Source organism: Mycobacterium sp. 852014-52450_SCH5900713 (assembly GCF_001667075.1).
GTDB lineage: Bacteria > Actinomycetota > Actinomycetes > Mycobacteriales > Mycobacteriaceae > Mycobacterium.
Genome location: NZ_LZIL01000050.1, coordinates 34662 through 52282 on the forward strand (window position 1 = coordinate 34662; position 17621 = coordinate 52282).

15 protein-coding genes are annotated in these 17621 nt (G+C 67.0%); 6 read left to right on the forward strand and 9 right to left on the reverse strand.

Annotated features, from left to right (window positions below; all coding sequences use genetic code 11):
- Positions 1 to 4: 4 nt before the first annotated feature.
- The 5 genes from A5773_RS14375 to A5773_RS14395 all read right to left on the reverse strand — a co-directional run bounded on the left by A5773_RS14375 (position 5) and on the right by A5773_RS14395 (position 6043).
- The gene (locus A5773_RS14375; RefSeq protein WP_067265540.1) at positions 5 to 1639 is read right to left on the reverse strand and encodes a fatty acyl-AMP ligase; all 1635 of its coding nucleotides are present in this window, start codon (positions 1637 to 1639) and stop codon (positions 5 to 7) included.
- Positions 1640 to 1964: 325 nt separating this feature from the next.
- The gene (locus A5773_RS14380) at positions 1965 to 2921 is read right to left on the reverse strand and encodes a 4-(cytidine 5'-diphospho)-2-C-methyl-D-erythritol kinase (RefSeq protein ID WP_066957352.1); all 957 of its coding nucleotides are present in this window, start codon (positions 2919 to 2921) and stop codon (positions 1965 to 1967) included.
- A 61-nt stretch (positions 2922 to 2982) separates the two neighbouring features.
- Positions 2983 to 3933, reverse strand: a complete 951-nt coding sequence (gene rsmA, locus A5773_RS14385) for a 16S rRNA (adenine(1518)-N(6)/adenine(1519)-N(6))-dimethyltransferase RsmA (protein ID WP_067265351.1) — start codon at positions 3931 to 3933, stop codon at positions 2983 to 2985.
- Positions 3897 to 5024, reverse strand: coding sequence for a resuscitation-promoting factor (locus A5773_RS14390; protein WP_197505484.1), 1128 nt, complete (start codon positions 5022 to 5024; stop codon positions 3897 to 3899). The genes rsmA and A5773_RS14390 overlap by 37 nt, the downstream gene beginning before the upstream one ends.
- A gap of 167 nt (positions 5025 to 5191) precedes the next feature.
- Entirely contained in the window at positions 5192 to 6043 is an 852-nt protein-coding gene (locus A5773_RS14395; RefSeq protein ID WP_066957357.1) for a TatD family hydrolase, read from the reverse strand.
- Positions 6044 to 6062: 19 nt separating this feature from the next.
- Between A5773_RS14395 and metG the strand changes: the two genes are divergently transcribed.
- From metG to A5773_RS14410, 3 genes are all read left to right on the forward strand, one after another.
- Entirely contained in the window at positions 6063 to 7604 is a 1542-nt protein-coding gene (gene metG / locus A5773_RS14400) for a methionine--tRNA ligase (RefSeq protein WP_067265357.1), read from the forward strand.
- A 95-nt stretch (positions 7605 to 7699) separates the two neighbouring features.
- A complete protein-coding gene (locus A5773_RS14405) occupies positions 7700 to 8290 on the forward strand; it encodes a TetR/AcrR family transcriptional regulator (RefSeq protein WP_067265360.1) in 591 nt (196 codons plus the stop codon).
- A gap of 172 nt (positions 8291 to 8462) precedes the next feature.
- Positions 8463 to 8825: a PAS domain S-box protein gene (locus A5773_RS14410; protein ID WP_067265364.1), complete on the forward strand. Its 363-nt coding sequence runs from the start codon at positions 8463 to 8465 to the stop codon at positions 8823 to 8825.
- A 4-nt stretch (positions 8826 to 8829) separates the two neighbouring features.
- On the opposite strand, the gene A5773_RS14415 is transcribed toward A5773_RS14410, so the two are convergent.
- From A5773_RS14415 to A5773_RS14430, 4 genes are all read right to left on the reverse strand, one after another.
- Entirely contained in the window at positions 8830 to 9885 is a 1056-nt protein-coding gene (locus A5773_RS14415) for a polysaccharide deacetylase family protein (protein WP_067265543.1), read from the reverse strand.
- Positions 9886 to 9907: 22 nt separating this feature from the next.
- Positions 9908 to 11905 (reverse strand): hypothetical protein, encoded by a 1998-nt coding sequence (locus A5773_RS14420; protein WP_067791380.1) that lies wholly within the window; start codon positions 11903 to 11905, stop codon positions 9908 to 9910.
- Positions 11906 to 12010: 105 nt separating this feature from the next.
- Positions 12011 to 12712: a TetR/AcrR family transcriptional regulator gene (locus A5773_RS14425; RefSeq protein WP_066957368.1), complete on the reverse strand. Its 702-nt coding sequence runs from the start codon at positions 12710 to 12712 to the stop codon at positions 12011 to 12013.
- A gap of 120 nt (positions 12713 to 12832) precedes the next feature.
- Positions 12833 to 13510, reverse strand: coding sequence for a TetR/AcrR family transcriptional regulator (locus A5773_RS14430; RefSeq protein WP_066957370.1), 678 nt, complete (start codon positions 13508 to 13510; stop codon positions 12833 to 12835).
- Between the two features lie 707 nt (positions 13511 to 14217).
- Here A5773_RS14430 and A5773_RS14435 point away from each other — a divergent pair.
- The 3 genes from A5773_RS14435 to A5773_RS14445 are packed head-to-tail and all read left to right on the forward strand — an operon-like array spanning position 14218 to position 17619.
- The gene (locus tag A5773_RS14435) at positions 14218 to 15429 is read left to right on the forward strand and encodes a PPE family protein (RefSeq protein WP_067265370.1); all 1212 of its coding nucleotides are present in this window, start codon (positions 14218 to 14220) and stop codon (positions 15427 to 15429) included.
- 46 nt (positions 15430 to 15475) lie between these two features.
- Positions 15476 to 16048, forward strand: a complete 573-nt coding sequence (locus A5773_RS14440) for a dTDP-4-dehydrorhamnose 3,5-epimerase family protein (RefSeq protein WP_066957783.1) — start codon at positions 15476 to 15478, stop codon at positions 16046 to 16048.
- Complete coding sequence (locus A5773_RS14445) at positions 16033 to 17619, forward strand: sugar transferase (RefSeq protein ID WP_066957781.1); 1587 nt, start codon at positions 16033 to 16035, stop codon at positions 17617 to 17619. Before A5773_RS14440 ends, A5773_RS14445 begins: the two co-directional genes overlap by 16 nt.
- Positions 17620 to 17621 lie beyond the last annotated feature (2 nt).

Sequence of the window (17621 nt, forward strand, 5' to 3'; positions counted from 1 at the left end):
CGGCCTAGGTGACCAAGGTGGCGGAGTGCGACCGGCGCAGCTTGCCCGACGGTGTCTTCGGGATGGTGCCCGGCCCGAGCACCACGACGTTGCGCGGGCGCATGTCGACCTCGGCCACCACCTCGCGGGCGACCTGGTGCTCGATGCGGCGCACCTCGGCGGGGTCCTGCCAGGTGTTGGACTCGACGGCGACGGCGAAGGTCTCGCGTGAGTGGCCGGCGTCCAGGCGCACCGCGACGGCGCAGCCGGGCCGCACCCCCTCGACGCGGCAGGCGGCCCGCTCGATGTCGGTGGGGTAGATGTTGCGGCCCGCCATGATGATGACGTCCTTGACGCGGCCGCACACCACGACGTGGCCGTCCTCGGTCATGTAGCCGAGGTCTCCGGTGTCATACCAGCCGTTCTCGTCCTGCGCCGGGATGAAACCGCCCATGGTCAGGTAGCCGGGCGTCAGCGACTCCCCGCGCAGCTCGATGACGCCGACGCCGCGCGGCGGCATCACGTCGCCGTTCTCGTCGATGATGCGCGCCTCGAGGTCCCGCAGGAGCGGGCCCAGCGTCGCGAGCCTGCGGGTGTTGCCCTTGGTGGCGGGCACGGCGCGGCGCAGTGCGGCCAGCAGGTCGGCGTCGACCTCGTCCACGACCAGACCGGCGTTGCACTCCGAGAACGACACGGCCAGCGTCGTCTCGGCCATGCCGTAGGCCGGCAAGATCGCCGACGGCTGCAGGCCGAACGGCTTGCCGGCGTCGAGCAGGTCCTCCACGTCGGCGGGTTCGACGGGCTCGGCACCCGACAGCGCGAAACGCAGGGTGGACAGGTCGAAATCGCCGGGCTTGGCGTTGCGACGTAACCGCTTGGCCAACAACGCGTAGGCGAAGTTGGGCGCCGCGGTCATGGTGCCCTTGTACTTGTCGATCAGCTTGGCCCACAGCAGCGTGTCGCGCAGGAAGTCCATCGGCGTGACCTTGACCAGCTCCGCGCCGAAGTACATCGGGATGGTCAGGAAGCCGACCATGCCCATGTCGTGGAAGCAGGGCAGCCAGCTGACCATGACGTCCCTGTCGACGTCGTACTCGGCGCCGATGAACATCGCCTCGGCGTTGGAGTAGATGTTGCGGTGGGTGATCTGGACGGCTTTGGGGGATCCGGTGGAGCCGCTCGTCAGCTGCATGAGCGCGAGGTCGTCCTCGCCGACCTCGACGGGGTCGATCGGCTCCGACGCCAGCAGGTCGGCGACGGTGAGTACCTTGATCCCCTTCTCCTCCAGCACGGGGATGGCCACCAGGAACGGCTCGGAGACGATGACGGCCTTGGCCTCGATCATGCCGATGACGTTCATGGTGTCTTCGGCCCACACGCCGAGGTCGGTCCGCGGCGTGGGCTGGTGCAGCATCGTCAGGCTGGCCCCACGCATCCAGAGGCCCTGCGCCGTCGGGGCGATCTCCACCGGGAAGCCGGCAAGGACACCGACCGCGTCGCCCAGCCCGATGCCGGCGGCGGCCAGGCCGCCCGCGATGCGACTGGCGCGTTCGTGGACCTCGCCCCAGGTGTGCCGGACCGGTTCGTGCGGTTCACCGGTGACCATGCCCGTCGTCGCGTTGCGGGCATTGCGGTACATCTTCTCGGTAAACCTGCTCACGCAAACCTCCTCGGTTCCGGCGCTTGGCCCAACGCCCGGGATTTCATATTCCGCCCACTGGGTAACGCTTCGGAACAGGCGCGCAAACACAGTCGGGCAGCGGTTAGGTCTCGAATCGGCGATGAGTCGGCCACCTGCCGTTCGGCCGGCCGATGAGCGCGAAGCGGGCCCGAAAACCGCCGGTGGGCCCGAAGCATCAGTCGCCCGCCGGAGACCCCGGCGGACGACGATAATGAGTGGTCTTGCTCAGCGCGACTCGTCACCGCGCATATCTTAAACTCCTCTTAGGGAACAGCCCAAACGAATGCAAGTTTTGGGTTGCTTTTCACACTTCGGTGGGCGTCGGCACCACACGCGCACCCACGACCGGCCCACTGGCGACCCGTACCGTGCGACAGACGCCCGCCCCGGACACCTGGGCGCCCACGTCGACCGCCGAGGCGGCCGACCGGCACAGGAAGGCGCATGTCGGGCCCGAGCCGGACACGATGCCCGCCAGCGCACCGGCCTCGACTCCGGCGCGCAGGGTCCGGCGGAGCTTCGGATTCAGGCTCACTGCGGCCGCCTGCATCTCGTTGCCCAGCAGTGACGCCAGCTGTTCCGGGTCGCCCGCGGCCAAGGCAGCCAGCACCGGGCCCGGGCCGGCAAGCCGCGGCGGGTCCCCCGCTTCCCGGAGCCGGTCCAGCTCGACGAACACCGCCGGGGTCAGCAGCTCGCCGTCGGCGAAGGCCAACACCCAGTGGAAGGTGTTGCGCGACAACACGGTCGCCAACTCCTCGCCGCGGCCGGTGCCCAGCGCGGTGCCGCCATGCAGCGCGAAGGGCACGTCGCTGCCCAGCCGTGCGGCGAGCATGCGCAGGTCGCGCCGGGGCACGTTGAGCTCCCACAACGAGTTCATCGCGACCAGCACCGCGGCGGCATCGGCGCTGCCACCGGCCATCCCGCCGGCCACCGGGATGGATTTGTCGATCATGATCGAGACGTCGGGCGCCCGGCCAACGTGTTCGGCCATCAGTTCGGCGGCCTGCCAGGCGAGGTTGCGTTCGTCGGTGGGCAGTGTGTCGGCGCCCTCGCCGACGAGCTCGAGCGACAGCACGTCGGCGTTGCGGACCGTCACCTCGTCGAGCAGGGAGATGGCCTGGAAAACGGTGGTGAGCTCGTGATAGCCATCTTCGCGACGGTCGCCGACCGCCAGATAGAGGTTGACCTTTCCGGGCACCCGAACGGTGACCGACCCGGTGGGCACCCACTGGGCGGCGGTATTGCCGTCAGATGCGGACACCGCAGCAGACTATCGCTGCCGCCGGTCAACTACACGCAGCGGCGCCCCGAAGAAACCACAGTCAGCTCCGGGAAGGCTGCTGTTCGGCCGCGGGCGGCCCGGCGGTGGCGGTGTCGGCCGGGTCGGCCGATCGCCGCAACAGCCGCACGAAGTCCTCGATGGACAGGGTCTCGCCGCGACGGGCCGGGTCGATGCTGGCGGCCAACAGCCGGTTCGCCGACTCGTTGCCCGAGCCGGCCCACTCCGCGAACGCGTTGCGAGTCGTCTTGCGCCGCTGCGCGAACGCGATGTCCACCAGCTGGAATACCTGACGCCGGAAGGCTTCGTCGGTGGGCCACCTCGGGGTGGCGTGGCGGTCGATGCGAACCAGCCCGGAATAGACGCGCGGAATCGGCCAGAAGACCGTCGGCGACACCATGCCGCACCGCCGAACCGCGCCGAAGAAGCGGACCTTGACGCTTGGCACGCCGTATTCCTTGCCGCCCGGTTCGGCGGCCAGCCGTTCGGCCACCTCCGCCTGCACCATGACGGTCAGGGTCTGAATGGACGGGAATTCCGCGAGCAGATGCAAGATCGCGGGCACCGCGACGTTGTAAGGCAGGTTGGCGACGAGGGCGTTGGGCTGGGCGGCCAACTCGTCTTTCCGGAGGGTCAGGACGTCGCGGTTGAGCACGGTGAGCCGGTCGATTTCGCTGCGCGAATGCTCGGCGACGGTTTGCGGCAGCCGATCGGCCAGCACCGGGTCGATCTCGACGGCGGTGACGATGGCGCCGCGGTCGAGCAGGGCCAGCGTGAGTGAGCCCAGTCCGGGGCCCACCTCGAGGACGTGGTCGGAACGGCCTATCCCGGAAGTCGAGACGATCCGGCGGACCGTGTTGGCGTCGTGAACGAAGTTTTGCCCGAGGGATTTCCGTGGCCGAAGGTCAAGTTCTTTGGCAAGCCGCCTGATCTCGGTGCGACCGAGCAGCCGGATGGTCAGTTGGCACCAGCTCTTCCGCTGCACACCGGCCACGCGCCCCAACCCTGGCGTGCTCGGGTCACCTCGGCAATGGCGATCTGTTCTTCGCGGGTGGCCAAGTCGGCGCGCGACGCGAACCGCAGCCCACCGTTGCGCTCCCAGGTGCCCTGGTCGAACTGGACACCGCCGTAGTAGCCGTTGCCGGTGTTGATCGCCCAGTTCCCGCCGGCCTCGCAGCCCGCGATCGCGTCCCAGATGGAGCCGTTGGTGACCGCTGGCACATCGGTGCCGGGCCGGGTGCCCACCCGCACCACGGCGTCACGGGCCGGGGTGATCACCGTGTTGGCGATCGGCAACCGGCCGGTCTCGACCCCGTTGACCGTGGCCACCGCGAACGTGACGTCCTGGGTGCCCGGGGCGCCCGGGTCTTCGACCACCTGGCGGCTCATGTTCATGTCCGGGTCCTCGACCCGACGGGCATTCGGCGGCAACGGCATCCGCTCGGTTACCCGTTGGATCCGATTACGGGTCACCTGGATTTCCATGCCGTCGACGATGGGCGACGCCGCGTTGGGCACCGCCTGATCCCCCTCGAGCAGCGGCGCGCCGGCGGCGCTGAGCAGCCCCCCGACGTTCGGCGCCGGCAGGTGGACCGTGCGGGTCGCGCCGCCGTCGTTGATGCGGACCGTCTTCGCACTGACGACGGGCAGCGCCATCCCGGCGAGCGGGACCCGGCTGCCACGGGAGGCCGCGGCGGGGGCGGTGTCGGTCATGGCGAGTTGGGCCAGCGCCTCGTCGACGGTCGACGCCGTCGTCCACACCTGCTTGGTGTCGTGGCCGTCCAGCGAGATCTGCAGCGGCCGGCTGCGCCGGAGCACGATGTTGGCGGCGTCGTGCACCTTGACGTCTCCGGCGGGGTACAGGTCGTCGCGCTCGTCGACGGCGAAGCCGTTCTCCTGGACGATGTCGATCACCCGCGACTTCATTGTCGTGACCCGCATCGCGATCCCGTCGACGGTCAGCGTCACGGTCTTAGCCGCGGAGACCGCGTACCCACCGGCGAATGCCAGAACTACCAGCAGTCCTCCGACAACGAGCCGCAACATCGGAGATGGGGTCTGATGAAGTTTTGTTAATACAGTCAACGCGCGTCTATCCCGACCACAGCAAGCAACTCCAACGACCTAATCAGCACCAAGCGACAAATAAGGGCCCGTAGGCCCCACCCTTTCGATCACAAGACGGTAACGAACCGGCCAATGTTGAGCAACTCCGGCGCGAGTTTGTTTACGGAATCGCCAAGTTCGGCGTGTTAACCGTGAGCCAGTCCGTAGACCCGCCGAGCGTTGTTCGTGGTGGCCTGTGCCAGCTCTTCGGCTGGACGACCGACCAGTTCTGCGACCGCTCGCACAGTATAAGGAAGGCAATACGGCTCGTTCGGCGCCCCGCGGTAGGGGTGCGGCGTCAAGTACGGCGCATCGGTTTCCACCAGCAGCTGCTCCAGCGGTATCAACGGAACGGCTTCCCGCAGGTCGCGGGCGTTGCGGAAGCTCGCCGTCCCGGACAGGCTGAGCAACCATCCGGCGTCCACGCAGCGGCGGGCCATCGCGGCATCCGACGAGAAGCAGTGGAAGATCACGGCGTCGGGGGCGCCCTCGGCCGCCAGCACGTCCAGCACCTCGGCGTCGGCGTCCCGGTTGTGGATCATCAGGGGTTTCCCGCAGCGCTTGGCCAGGTCGATATGCCATGCGAAGGCTTCCCGCTGCGTCTCCGGGGCCGCGCAACCGTCCAGCCGCCCGGGCCAAAACAGGTCCAGGCCGGTCTCGCCGACGGCTACCACCCTGGGATGCGCCACCAGTCGCTCGATCTCGGCGCGTGCGCCCTCGTCCAGCGCGTCGGCGCGGGTCGGGTGCAGCGCCACCGCGGCATACACCCGCGGATCCCATTCGGCGGCCCGCGTCACCCACCGCGCCGAGTCCAGGTCGTCGGCGATGGTGACCACCGCCCCCACCCCGACCGCCGCGGCGCGGTCCACGATGGCGCGCACGTCCGCCGCGTCCTGCGCACCGCAGGCGTCGAGGTGGGTGTGGGCGTCGACCAGGGGCGCCAGCGGCTCCGGCGCGGGCGGGGCTTCTCGTTCTCGTCGGTTGGAGCTCACGCGCACACAATAAGGTGGACTCTCGATGAAGCCCTTCTACGTCACGACCGCGATCACCTACCCCAACGGCGATCCGCACGTCGGGCATGCCTACGAGTACATCGCCACCGACGCCATCGCCCGGTTCAAGCGACTCGACGGCTTCGATGTACGTTTCCTGACCGGCACCGACGAGCACGGCCTCAAAATGGTCGAGACGGCGGCCGCCGAGGGCATACCGACCGCCGAGCTCGCGCGGCGCAACTCCGACGCGTTCCAACGGCTTCAGGAGAAGCTGAACATCTCCTTCGACCGGTTCATCCGGACCACCGACCCCGACCATCACGAAGCGTCCAAGGCGATCTGGCGCCGGATGGAGGCGGCGGGCGACATCTATTTGGACAGCTACTCCGGCTGGTACTCGGTGCGCGACGAGCGTTTCTTCGTCGAATCCGAGACCGCCCTGGTCGATGGGACCCGTGTCGCCGTCGAGACCGGCACGCCGGTGACCTGGACCGAGGAGCAGACCTACTTCTTCCGGTTGTCGGCGTATGGCGACAAACTGTTGGCCCACTATGACGCCAACCCGGATTTCATCGCGCCCGAGGTACGGCGCAACGAAGTGGTCAGCTTCGTCTCCGGCGGCCTGCGCGACCTGTCGATCTCGCGCACCTCATTCGACTGGGGCGTGAAGGTCCCCGATCATCCCGACCACGTCATGTATGTCTGGGTCGACGCGCTGACCAATTACCTGACCGGGGTGGGCTACCCCGACACCGAGTCGGATTTGTTTCGGCGCTACTGGCCCGCCGATCTGCACATGATCGGCAAGGACATCATCCGGTTCCACACCGTCTACTGGCCCGCGTTTCTGATGTCGGCCGGGATCGATTTGCCGCGAAGGGTTTTCGCGCACGGGTTCCTGCTCAACCGTGGCGAGAAGATGAGCAAGTCGGTGGGCAATATCGTTGACCCCGTTGCCCTGATCGATACCTTCGGCGTGGACCAGCTCCGCTACTTCCTGTTGCGGGAGGTCCCGTTCGGCCAGGATGGCAGCTACAGCGAAGACGCGATCATCACCCGGATCAACACCGATCTGGCCAACGAGCTGGGCAACCTGGCCCAACGTTCGCTGTCCATGGTGGCCAAGAACCTCGACGGAATGGTGCCGGTCCCCGGCGAATTCACTGCCGACGACACTGAACTGCTCGACATCGCCGACGGCCTGCTCGAACGGGTTCGCGCCGAATTCGACAGCCAGGCAATGCATCTGGCGCTGGAGGCGATCTGGCTGATGCTGGGCGCGGCCAACAGATATTTCTCGGCTCAGCAGCCGTGGGTGCTGCGCAAGAGCGAGTCGGAAGCGGACCAGAAGCGATTCGCGACAGTGCTTTACACCACGTGCGAAGCGGTTCGCATCGCGGCGCTGTTGATCCAGCCGGTGATGCCCGGCTCGGGGGGCAAGCTCCTCGATCTGCTCGGCCAACCGTCCGAGCGGCGCACCTTCGACGCCATCGGTACCCGGCTGGCCCCCGGCACCGCACTGCCGGCGCCCACCGGCGTCTTTCCGCGCTACCAAGTCGACTAGCCGCCCCGCCGCCGGCGGCTGACAGCGACACCGACTTCCACTCGCGTTTGCGCCAATAGCAACGCTAGCGCTCATATCGGCGCTAGCATGGACGTATGGCTATCGAAGACCGCCGGGCACGCGAACGGGCCGCCCGCCGTCGGCTGATCACCGCCACGGCGCGCAAGCTGGCCGAACAGGAAGGTTGGGACGCCGTCACCACCCGCCGGCTGTCCGCCGAGATCGAATACAGCCAACCGGTGCTCTACAAACACTTCTCTGGCATGGAAGACATCGCGGCGTCGGTCGCCGTCGAGGGATTCGGTGAACTGGCGGACGCGCTCCGCACCGCCCGCCGGGGCGCCACCGACGGCCGGGACGCCCTGGCGCGAGTCGCGCACGCGTTCATCGGCTTCGCCCGTGACAATCCCGCACTCTTCGACGCGATGTTCACCCGTACGACGACGCTGCAGTTCGCCGCCGCGGACACCCCTGCCGAGCTGACCGCGGCCTTCGCGGAACTGCGGGCGGCGGTCGACATGATCGCGGGCACACGGGACCCCGACACGCTGACCGAGGTGGTGTGGGCCGCGCTGCACGGCCTGGTAACCCTCGACCGCAGCGGCCGGTTGCGCCCGGACCAGCACGCCGGCCGCGTCGACATGCTGATCAGCGGATTCTGCGACGCCGGCACACCGGCGAGGTGAGGCGGTCACGCCTGCTCTGGACGCCGTCGCAGGTTCCGGATCGAGTGGCCAAACGGGACGGCCCGCCACGTTCGGCGCGCTCATCTGGGCGAAGACCTCGTGTATAGCCTATGTTATGCGCCATAATCGGCCGGTGGAGCGACGACGTAATCGGCAACATGGGGATTCGCCGATGACGACCTTGAAGCAGCTGCCGGCACTTGTTGTGCTCGAGCGGATCCCGATTCCCGTGCTGGCCATCGAACATGACGGCGCCATCCTGTTTTCCAACGCCGCGTTCGCCGAGATGATGGGCTACGAGCCCGAGGAGGTCTTGTCCCTCCGGTTCCATCAGATCTTCCATCAGGCGCCGGCCTCGGATTCGTTGTTATCGGTCGTTCACTCCCTGGCGAACATGGTCGTCGAACTGGCGCACAAGGACGGCTCGGTCGTGCGGGCCCTGATGAGCAAGTCGGCAGCGATGCGAGCCGACGACCAATTCGTCCTCGCGGCTTTCCAGGATCTGACCGAGCAGCTGTGGCAGGAAGACCGCTAGCCCTTCAGCGGCCGGTCGCGGCGGCCGTGCCGCGCCGTCCCCGGTAGCGGCCCGGCAGGCCGCCGGAGACCATCAGCCGGAAGTGGCCGAACGACGCGTCGCTGGCCACCGCCAGCCGCGGCAACGCCAGCGGGTCGCACTGGCGATCCGCCAAGCCCGCCGTGGTGGACAACGCCCAGCGGATGCCGCGACGGCGCAGCACATCCCTGGCCCGGTTGTCGAAGTCCTGCGGTCGACCGTTGGGGTAAGCGAAAACCTTCGCCGCACAACCGGTCTCGCGTTCGAGCGCCGCGCAGGAAGCAGCGATCTCACGCTCGACCTTGTCGTCGTCGCAGCGGGCCAGGATCGGGTGGGTCACCGAGTGCGGATGCAACGTCACCAGGCCGTCGCCGACCATAGCCCGCGCTTCGTCCCAGGTGAGCATCCGGAAAGGACCACCGTCGCCGTCGTCGCGGTACCCCAGTGCGCCGAGAATCCCGTCCAGGGCGGCGATGCGGTCCGCGTCGGCCAAGTCTTTCAATCTCTCAACCGCGGCGGCGTAGGCCTTCCCGCGGTTCGCGCTTCCGTCCAGCGAACAAACACCGCGTCCTAACGCGGCAAGGTCGATCTCGCTCGCGGCGGTGCGGGCGATCGCGAGCCAAAGCCGGTCAGGCCATAAGGTTCCGCCGCTGTCCAGCGGGCCGGTCGCCACGAACACCGCCGCGGGCAGTCCCAGCTCGCGCAGCACCGGGACCGCGTGCGTGGCGAGGTTGCGGGTGCCGTCGTCGAACGTGATCGCCAGCGCGCGCGGCGGCAACGTTCCCTCGGCAAGCCGATCGAGCGCCTCCTCCAGCGGAAGAACGTTGAAATGCTTACGGATGTAATCCAATTGACGGCGGTAAAGCCTCGAGTCGAGCACGTGCCGGCAGACCGGTGAAAGCGGTTCGTCTTCCACCCCGTGGAACATCACGATCGCGACCGCATCGCGGTGCCGCCGCCGCGCGAACGCCGGCACGCCGGCGGCGCAGAGCAGTCCGGCCGCCACGTTCTTGACGGCCGGGCGCGTCGCCAAGCCTTTCACCCGTACCATCAGGCGCCAAACTTCAGCGGCGCCGCCATGATTCGCGCCGGGTACGCCACACGATCACGCCTGCGCCGACGATGGCTACGGCGATCCAGCCTGCGCCGAACCACCACAACCAGCCGAGATCGGAGTGGCTCTGCGAGCCCGCGGCCGGGCTGGCCATGGGCGAGTGTTCGACGGTCACCGGGTCCTGGCCCCCCGGTGCGGACACCACCGCGACGCCTTTGAGTCGTTGCCAGCGCTTGTTATCGGCGTTGAGCCACCGCAGCAGCTCGTCGAGCTGCCCCGGCGCGCCGTTCGACGTCGCCACCAACAGAGACCTGCCCCGGTCGAAAATCGTTTGGAGAGAGGCGAACCGAAGATTCGGGTCCAGGGCGAGCTTGGCGGGCTTCCCGTCCGATTGGACGGCGTTGACGGTGATCGGCCCGCTGGGCCCCGCGGACACCGGCAGCACAACATTGGAGTGGTTCCACCCGTCGGCGGAAATCAATATCGCGGGATCCGACGAGTCGATCGCCTGCTGCACACTCGTGGCCGTGGTGTAGATCGGCACAGAGCTTATTCGCTGTAGACCCACCACGAGATTGATCGCCCGCACGGTGTCGATCAACGAGTGCGGCTCGATGCCCACCTGCACCCGGGGCATCAACGACTGCGGCACCGACTGAAAGCCGTCCGGCACCGGCGGTGCGGCGGGACTGCTCTGTATCGTGCTGTCGCCGTTGATGTTCAGCGTGAGGAGCTGATTGCCGGGACCGGCAGTGTAGAAGTCACCGCAATGTCCGACGTTGGCCGCGACGTCGAGAACGAGGTCAAGGCTGGTGTACCGCTGCAGCAGTCGGTCCGGCACGTCGACCCAGCGGTCGATGGTGCCATGGCCGTCGGTCGGCCAGTGGTCGATGGTCTCCGGGCCGACCGCCACGGCAATCTGGCCGGCGACATTGCCCGGTGTCGGGGTGTAGGAGCCCTGGAGATGGACGCGCAGGTCGTGCACGGATCTGCCGAACCTGGTCTGGTCCAGTCCGATTGACAGCCGCGGTTGTAGCGATGTGGCGTTGACGACGGGCTGCCCCAATTCGCGCAGCGCGACGCTGTCGCCGGGCCGCTGCAGGCTGGGCTTCAGTTGTTCCACCGCCGCCTTGGAAGACAGGGCCAGCTGCGACACGTCGTTGAACAGCACGGCAGTGTTCGATTCGTCGGACTGGCCGAGCGGGCCCGACATCAATAGCCACGGCACACCGGCGGCGCCCTGCAGGGAAAGCCCGTTGTCGGGGCCCTCTTTGACGACGATCTGACGTTCCAGCGCCTGCGGCGGCGTCGGCGGCGCCGCCTGCCCTTCGGGCAACGGCGTCACGGATATCTCGGGAGTCTGCCTGCCGTAGTGACTGGCCACGGAGGCGGCCAGTTGGATGGCGGTGTCGGATTCGTTAGCGGACGGCGATTGTGGCAGGAAGATGGACAGCTTCCGCAGCACCGGGGGCAGGAAATGGGCCACCGTGGTGGGCGGCAGTTCGACCCCGGTGTAGGTGATCGACCCGTTGGTCAGGCGCAGCGGGCTCTCCGGGTACAAGCAATACCCGTCGAGCGGCACCAGGTAGGAACGCAGTGTCACCGTCAGCCAGTTGTCGTTGACTTCCGCTCCGGCCAGCGGAATGACGAGCGGCGCCTGATCGGCGGAGGGCAGATTCAGTCGCGCGATGGTGCGCTCGCCCTGCGTCACGGTGATCAATCCCGACCGCAAGTTGATCGGAAGCTCGACGGTGGTGTTCACCGCTGTCGGTGTCAGCCCGTGCAGCACGGGCACGGTCAGCTGCTGGCTGCTCGTCAGGCCCCAGAACTCCAGGGTGGGCGCGGACCCAATGTCGGTCAGCGACAGGGTCGGCGAGTCGGCCGCCGTCGCCGGGTCGCCGGGCGCACCCCACGATGCCGGGGCGCTGATCACCAAAAACCCAGCCACAGCGACCAGCGCAACCGCTTTGCCCAGACGTCTCGGGTACATCACCGAAACAGTATGCATCGTTGGGTGCGCGTCAAGCCCCACTTACCGGATCACCGTCTAGAGGACCGCGAAAGAGGGTGTGGCACATTCGGCCCGACCTTCGGCACGCGGAGCACCAGCCGATCAGGCCTCCGTGGAGGCGTCGGTGCGGGCGGCGACGGCCGGGGCGTGGCGCATCATTTCGCGACCAAGGAATTGCCGGAAATAAGGGAGCGACGCTTCCGTGACGGTGCCGGGCAGCAGGAGTTCCAAGATCTGGCGCAGGCGCCCGGCGATGTCGACACCGACGCCCCTGTTCGTGTCATGGCGCGCTATCGCATTGGATACCAACCGCGTTCCGAACATCGCCCCGACGAGGAACTCGGAGAGCACTTCGGGGTCGACATCCTGGCGAAGGTCTCCTTCGCTGATCGCTCTCCTGGCCTCCTCGGCGATCTTCGCAGCCAGGTCGGCATAGAAGCCCGCGGCGGCCTCGTTCAATCCGCTTAAGGCAGAGGCCAATTGCTCGGCGGTGCGAACCATCTTGTCGGAATTCAGCACTTCGACGATGGTGAAGGCGCCGTGCAACATGTTCTCCAGCCCCGGCGACGACGGCCCACATACGTTCCGGAAAGCGGTGAGAAGAGCTGCGGAGCCCTCCTTGAGGATGTCCGACGCCAGCGATTCCTTCGAATCAAAGTGGTGATACAGGGCGCCCTTGGTCATCCCTGTCCGCTCGATGATCGCCCCCCAACCGGCGGCCGCATATCCGACTTCGCCGAACACCTCGATCGCGGCATCGAGAATCTTGCGACGAGTGGCTTCGGATCGGACCTGGCGCGGCATCGTGTTGCTCCTCCAGATCCGCGATGGGTGCGAGGACGTCGTCACCGTGGTCTCACATCGACCGCCAAGACGTCCAAGGTTAGCAGCCGCGAGCGTGCCATCCGGCCGGCCTCGCTGCGGTTACGGCGAATCTTCCTCGGTCGAGCTGGCGTTGACGGCGAGCGCCGCACGCCGCCTTAGGAATTGGCGGAAGTAATCAGTTCGGTCCGGTTGCAGGATGCCGCCCAGGATGAGCATCCAGCATTTCTCCAGGTCGAGCAGGAATCTTTCCGGTTCGTCCAGATTGCTGGTCTTCCGAAGCCCCATATGCAGGGACACCATCAGGCGGCCGACGTCGTGGGGATCGCAGCTGTCGCCGATGTCGCCCTCGTCGATGGCCTGCTGGACGACCCCCGACAGGGCTTCCACCCATCCGCTTAGCAACGTGTCCTGCAGGCCCTCCGGCTGCCCGACCGACTCGATCAAATTCAGGCCGGCCCTGACCAGATCCGTCTTGATGTCTTGAACGGCGATCAGGTACGAGAAGTCGATGAGGGTTTCCAGGCCCGAAAGCCCCCTCGTCAACAGGTCTTCCACCGCTACGGTGGCCGCGGCGATCTGCTTGTCGATGAGCTCCACCGCCAGGGCGTGTTTCGACTTGAAGTGGAAATACATCGCGCCTTTGGTCAGCTGAGCCTCGGCCAGGATGTCGTCGAGACCGACGTCGTGATACGGCCGGCGCGCGAACTGATGCGAGGCGGCCCGCAGGATCTGTCGCCGCGTCGCGTCGGCGCGTCCATCGGTCGAGTGGGTCGTCATCGGGATGCCAGCTCAGTTCTCGTCGACCGCGAAGACGCGGCCCTCATGTGAAGGCGGGAACCCGGCAGGAATGCCGGGGCCTCCCACGTCGGCCGGGCAACGCGAGCGTCCTCGTCGGGGGTTGCGACCCTGACCTGGTCGATCGCCATCAGGTTGATGAGCAGGGCATACACCTCGGTTCTTCGGCGGTCTGAAGCAAACCGACCGGCCACCCCCGGGCAGTACTTGGGCCGCTTCTGAGGTTAGCAGCCGCAAGCGCCCGCCTTGACGGTCCCGTAAATACCTGTAGTGCGGATCACAGCGCCTTTACAAACTATTAGTATGCTTTATACGCTATTATTAGTTTGTCAGTTTGTAGCCTGGAACGCCCCAAACCCACGGTTCAGGCAGTTGAGCAGCCAATACGCCCGGTCCCGGGCCACCTGCAGGTTGTGAGGAGAACTAGATGCCGGTCGTGACCACGAGGCCACGTGCGCGGGCAGCGGCAACAGGTGGACCACCAGGTAAAGGACTAAGTGCCTTCGCCGCCGTAGGCGAAATACTCTTCGCTAGCGGTATGGTCCTATTCCATACTTTGAGTATGTTTAGTTGCGGATTGCCGGTGCTGCAGTACGGTGCGCCCACCGCCGAGGCCGGTCTTCCTCCGTCCGGAGTCAGCGGGGCTTCGCGCGCGGCGAGCGGGCCCGCCGATAAGGGCAGGGCCTGAAGTGATCGATTTCGGCGCGTTTCCCCCGGAGTTCAACTCCGCGCGGATGTATGCCGGTCCCGGTCCCGTCTCGCTGGTGGCCGCCGCGGTGGCCTGGGACGGTCTGGCCGCCGAATTGCATTCCGCGGCAAGCTGTTACCGGTCGGTGATCGCGGGATTGACGACCGGGCGCTGGATGGGGCCCTCGTCGTTGACCATGGCGTCCGCCTTCGCTCCCTACATGGCGTGGACCGCCGGCGCGGCCGCGCGGGCCGCCGAGGCGGCCGGTCAGGCCAGGCTCGCTATCGAAATCTACGAAGCCGCCTTCACGATGACCGTTCCTCCCCCTGCCGTCACCGCTAACCGGGTCCAGCTCGCGACGCTGATCGCCACCAACTTCTTCGGCCAGAATTCCGCGGCAATCGCGGCCACCGAGGCCGAATACGGCGAGATGTGGGCGCAGGACGCCGCGGCCATGTACGCCTACGCCGCGGGTTCGGCTGCCGCGTGCGAGGTCACCCCGTTCAGCCCGCCGCCCGACGTCACCAGCCCGGCGGGGCTGGCCGGCCAGAGCAGCGCCCTCGCCCAGGCCGAAACGTTGACGGCAACCCACACGTCGCTCTCGAACGTGGTGTCCTCGGTGCCCAACGCCCTGCACGGGCTTTCGTCGCCGCTGATCGCCAGCACCCTCAGCGACGCCGGTGCCGGCACCGCGAGCACCGTGACCAACTCGGCCAGTTCGTCGCTGATGTCGAGCCTCGTATCCAGCCTCCCCAGCTCCATTCCCACCTACTTCATGGCCGCAGCGACCCCGCTGTACGGGATGTCCTCCATCCTCGGCATGGCCCAGACCGGGCAGGGTCTGGCGAACGGCGCGATGGCGGCTGCCAACGCCGCGGGCGCTGCCGCCTCGGGCGCCGCGAGCGCGGCCGCGGGTGCGGCGAGCGCGGGCGCGGGGGCGCTCGGCTCGCTCGGATCCGGCGTGATCGGCAGCCTGGGCAGCGCGGCCTCGCTGGGCCCGCTGGCGGTGCCGGCCAGTTGGACCAGCATCATCCCGGCGGCGCACAGTGCCGCTTCCGCTTTGCCGACCATCAGTCTCGCCGGCGCCAATACCCCGCCCAGCATCATGGGGTCGCTGCCGCGCCTGGCCGCCGCGTCGGGCAAGAACCTTGGGCCCCGGTATGGGGTCATCCCGACCGTGATGACACGCCCGCCGTCCGGTGGATACGCATAGGCCAGCACATGAACCGACCAAACACTCGTTACGGAAGGAGCGGTGAGTGAAGTACACGCCCACCCAGATCGCCGGCGTGACGATCATCGACCTCGAACCGCAACGTGACCACCGCGGCTTCTCCTCCCGTTCCTTCTGCGCCGATGAATTCGCCAGCCGCGGGCTGACTTTCGACGTCACCCAGACGAATATCTTCTTCAACTACACCCGTGGCACCGTGCGGGGTCTGCACCACCGAGTGCCGCCGTACGCCCAAACCCAATTGGTCCGCTGCACCCGCGGCGCGATCGCCGCCGTTGCGGTAGACATCCGCCCCGGGTCGCAGACCTACGGCGACCACGTGATGGTCGAGTTGAGCGCGGACAACTACCGGACGCTGTTCCTGCCGCCGTTTGTCGCGCACGGCTTCCAAACCCTCATCGACGACACCGAGGTCAGCTACCACGTCAGCGGTGAGCGGGCGCCGTCCGACGAGCAGGGATTCCACTGGAACGACCCGGAATTCGGGATTGTGTGGCCGCTGCCGGTCACGGTCATTTCCGAGCGAGACGCCAGTTGGCCATCGCGAACGCCGACCTTCACGCCAATCGAGAGGGCAGCGTCATGTCTAAGCCGTTGATGACCCGGGAATTGGTGGACGTCGTGCCCGCGGAACCGGGGCCACACAAGCGGAGACCCGCCGGCATGATGCCGTTGGCTCGCCCCCAAACCAGCGCTTTACCGGTCACCGCCGCTTCGGCGCCCTCCCCCGCGGGGAATGCCGTCCGGCGCTGGCAGCACCAGTATTCGCAGCATCTGCGCATCAGTGACACCGTGATCGTGTGCGTGTCGGTGTTGCTCGCGCAGTACGTCCGATTCGGCGAAATCGCCAACACCTCGGGTTATTCGGACGTCGTTATGACGATGTTGTCATTGCTGTTCGCGGCGCTGTGGCTGTCATCGCTGGCGGTATTCCAAACGCGCTCACCGCGAGTCATCGGCGCCGGCATCGACGAGTACCGGCGGATCGGCAGCGCGTCATTCTGGACGTTCGGAATCATCGCGATGGTGACCTTGCTCGCCAAGGTCGACCTGGCCCGCGGTTATCTCGCCATCGCGCTTCCCGTCGGAACCATGGGCTTGCTGGGGAGTCGCAGCCTGTGGCGCAAGCACATCCGCCAGATGCGCGCGGACGGCCAATGCCAGACGACGGTCCTGGCGATCGGGGACCGCCAGGCGGTTTCCCACCTTGCCCACGAACTGACGCGCAACCCGCTGGACGGCTACGTCGTAGTCGGTGTCTGCATTCCCGGCTATGGGAGACCGCGGGGCAATACCCTCACCCTCGGCGGCCGCGTGGTGCCGATTCTCGGTGACGTCACCGACGCGGTGGCCGCGATCCGGCACTGCGGCGCGGACACCGTGGCGGTCACCCAGACGGATCACTTTGGGATGCATGGGATCCGGGAGCTGATGTGGCAGTTGGAGACGATGGACGTCGACGTCGTGGTGTCCCCCGGGGTGATGGACGTGGCGGAGACCCGGTTGACCCTTCGGCCCACCGCCGGTATGCCGTTGCTGCATGTCGAGAAGCCGCAATACGAGGGGACGCAACGCTTTCAGAAGCAGGTCTTCGATTTCCTCTTCTCGCTGGCGGCCCTCATCGGGACGGCGCCCATTCTCATCGCGGCGGCTATCGCCGTCAAGCTCACCAGCAAGGGTCCGGTGTTCTACCAATCCGAACGGATCGGCATCGACGGTAAGCCGTTCAGAATGCTCAAGTTCCGGACCATGATCGACGGTGCTGACACACAGATCGAGCACCTCTTGGCGCTGAACGAAGGCGCCGGCGGCATGCTGTTCAAGATGCGCCAGGATCCGCGGGTCACTCCAGTCGGCAGGATTCTGCGCAGGTTCAGCATCGACGAGCTGCCGCAGTTCATCAACGTGCTCAAAGGCGAGATGAGCGTCGTCGGCCCACGCCCACCGTTGCGGCGCGAAGTCGAGAACTACGACGGTGACGTCAAGCGGCGGCTGCTGGTGAAGCCGGGCGTCAGCGGGTTGTGGCAAGTGAGCGGCCGATCCGACCTGTCCTGGGAAGAGTCGGTGCGGTTGGACCTGTCCTATGTCGACAACTGGTCGATGTCGGGTGATCTCATGATCATCGCCAAGACGATTAAGGCCGTTCTCACCAGTCACGGCGCATACTAGGG

Bases quoted from the DNA above. Each gene is read 5' to 3' on its own strand.
- A5773_RS14405 (WP_067265360.1), top strand. From the start codon at position 7,700: ATGGCTATCGAAGACCGCCGGGCACGCGAACGGGCCGCCCGCCGTCGG.
- metG (WP_067265357.1), top strand. From the start codon at position 6,063: ATGAAGCCCTTCTACGTCACGACCGCGATCACCTACCCCAACGGCGAT.
- A5773_RS14420 (WP_067791380.1), bottom strand. From the start codon at position 11,905: ATGCATACTGTTTCGGTGATGTACCCGAGACGTCTGGGCAAAGCGGTT.
- A5773_RS14430 (WP_066957370.1), bottom strand. From the start codon at position 13,510: ATGACGACCCACTCGACCGATGGACGCGCCGACGCGACGCGGCGACAG.
- A5773_RS14410 (WP_067265364.1), top strand. From the start codon at position 8,463: ATGACGACCTTGAAGCAGCTGCCGGCACTTGTTGTGCTCGAGCGGATC.
- A5773_RS14425 (WP_066957368.1), bottom strand. From the start codon at position 12,712: ATGCCGCGCCAGGTCCGATCCGAAGCCACTCGTCGCAAGATTCTCGAT.
- A5773_RS14445 (WP_066957781.1), top strand. From the start codon at position 16,033: ATGTCTAAGCCGTTGATGACCCGGGAATTGGTGGACGTCGTGCCCGCG.